The organism is Jannaschia seosinensis (assembly GCF_001408515.1).
GTDB lineage: Bacteria > Pseudomonadota > Alphaproteobacteria > Rhodobacterales > Rhodobacteraceae > Jannaschia > Jannaschia seosinensis.
This window is the reverse complement of the sequence record NZ_CYPR01000135.1, coordinates 1-2,228: the sequence shown is the minus strand read 5'-3', so window position 1 is coordinate 2,228 and position 2,228 is coordinate 1. Positions and strand designations below refer to the sequence as shown.

Genomic DNA, 2,228 nt, shown 5'->3' with positions numbered 1-2,228 from the left:
AGGCCGGCCCTGTTTCCGGGCCACGCTCCAGTGCGATCCTGAAGCTGGGATCGTTCCGCAGGGCTGCCGCGTCGTTGCCGTCTTCATACCCCGCCGCGATCATCATGATCCGGAAACGGATGATGTCGCTCAGGCTATGCTGAACTTTCGCCGGATCACGCGGATCGCGCAGGCATCCAGCGAGCCGCTGCGCCAGATCCGCCTTGCGCTCGATCTCGCGCAGCAGGGTCAGGCCGGCGTCGGAGCTCATGTCGGCGCCGTCAAACCCGAGCAGGACCGGCTTGCCATTGAGGGGTGACAGGCGGGGCGTGGAGCACGTAGACTGGGTCATGGCGGAGGTCGTCCTGCTGAAATCTGAATCTTTGGCGTCGATAACCAAAAAATACATAGTTTCAGACGGTTACGCCACCTCCGCCGCCTTCTCGTGAATTATCCGGGTTAGGCGTCTCGCGTACCGAGCCGAGGACATTGCCGTGACCGCCACCGCCAACATTCCGCCGCCCGAGCGCCGCCGCGCGGCGACGAACTCCGACGCCACCTATGGCTGGGTCGCGCGGTCGTTCCACTGGACCATTGCGGTTCTGATCCTGACGGCTCTGGTGCTGGGCAAGCTGGCCCATGACGCGCCTTATGCGACGGATGCGGAGCTGGCGCGCAAGGCGTTTCTGTTCTCGTTCCACAAGACCACCGGCGTGACGATCTTCTTCGTGGCGCTGGCCCGCATCCTCTGGGCAATGACCCAGCCGCATCCCCGGCCGCTTCACGGCGGGGCGGAGGCGTTTCTGGCCTCGATCGTCCACTGGCTGCTCTATGGCTCGCTCGTGCTTGTGCCGGCTCTGGGCTGGGCCGAGCATGCGGCGACCAGTGGCTTCGCGCCGATCTGGTGGCCGTTTGGGCAGTCGCTGCCCTTCGTGCCGCAGGATGCGGATCTGGCGGCGCGGCTGGCCGTTCTGCACACGACCTTCGTGAAGGTTCTTGTCGGTGCGCTGGTCCTGCACGTAGCCGGCACGGTCAAGCATGTCGTGATCGACCGCGATGACACGTTCGGGCGAATGTGGCGGGGCACGCGGCCGGCTCGGCTTGCGGCGGCGAAGGGGCACGGCGTGCCCGCCATTGCGGCGGTAGCCGTCTGGGGCGCGACATTGATCGTGGGCCTGAACCTCGCGCCGGAAGGTTCCGCCGTCATCGCGTCGACCGCGGCTGTCGAGGCGGAGGGGACGTCGAACTGGACGGTGACCGAGGGGACGCTGTCGATCACGGTGACGCAAATGGGCTCTGCGGTGACCGGCAGCTTCGCGGATTGGGATGCGGCCATCGACTTTGACGAGACCCCGCGCGAGGACGGCACGCTTGGTGCGGTGGAGGTGTCGATCGCCACCGGCTCGCTTGCCCTGGGTTCGGTTTCGCAGCAGGCGACGGGGGAGGAGTTCCTGGCTTCCGGTGCCTTTCCGACGGCGCGGTTCACCGGGGTGATCCGCGAGGCCGAGGTGGGTTATGTGGCCGATGGCGCGGTGACGATCCGCGGGGCGGAGGTGCCGGTCGTCCTGCCGTTCGATCTGGATATTGACGGCGATCGTGCGGTCATGGCCGGGCAGATAGCCCTGGACCGTCGGGATTACGCGATGGGTGAGAGTTATCCGGACGAATCGAATGTCGGGTTCGGTGTGACGGTGAATGTCGCCCTCGAGGCCGACCGTGGCGCCGACGGTTAGCCCGGATAATTCACGAGAAGGCGGCGGAGGTTGCGTAACTGTCTGAAACTCTGTATGTTTTGGTTGTTTACGCCAAACATGCAGTTTTCAGGAGGACGACCTCCGCCATGACCCAGTCTACGTGCTCCACGCCCCGCCTGTCACCCCTTAACGGTAAGCCGGTCCTGCTCGGGTTTGACGGCGCCGACATGAGCTCCGACGCCGGACTGACCCTGCTGCGCGAGATCGAGCGCAGGGCGGGTCTGGCGCAGCGGCTCGCTGGATGCCTGCGCGATCCGCGTGACCCGGCGAAAGTTCAGCATAGCCTGTGCGACATCATCCGGTTCCGGATCATGATGATCGCGGCGGGATATGAAGACGGCAATGACGCGGCAGCCCTGCGGAACGATCCCAGCTTCAGGATCGCGCTGGAGCGTGGCCCGGAAACGGAGCCAGCCTTGTGTTCGCAGCCAACGATCTCTCGCATGGAAAACCTGCCCGACGCCCGCGCCCTTATCCGCATGGGCCGCGAGATGA

General features: G+C 65.4%; 3 protein-coding genes. 2 read left to right on the top strand and 1 reads right to left on the bottom strand.

Annotated features, from left to right (window positions below; all coding sequences use genetic code 11):
• Positions 1 to 331 (bottom strand): transposase (locus JSE7799_RS10410; RefSeq protein WP_186201903.1); only part of this gene is annotated, 331 nt, incomplete at its 3' end.
• A 142-nt stretch (positions 332 to 473) separates the two neighbouring features.
• On the opposite strand from JSE7799_RS10410, the gene JSE7799_RS10405 reads away from it, so the two are divergent.
• Complete coding sequence (locus JSE7799_RS10405) at positions 474 to 1,712, top strand: cytochrome b/b6 domain-containing protein (protein ID WP_245624862.1); 1,239 nt, start codon at positions 474 to 476, stop codon at positions 1,710 to 1,712.
• Between the two features lie 107 nt (positions 1,713 to 1,819).
• On the top strand, positions 1,820 to 2,228 hold a 409-nt coding region (locus tag JSE7799_RS10400; RefSeq protein WP_186201902.1), incomplete at its 3' end, for a transposase.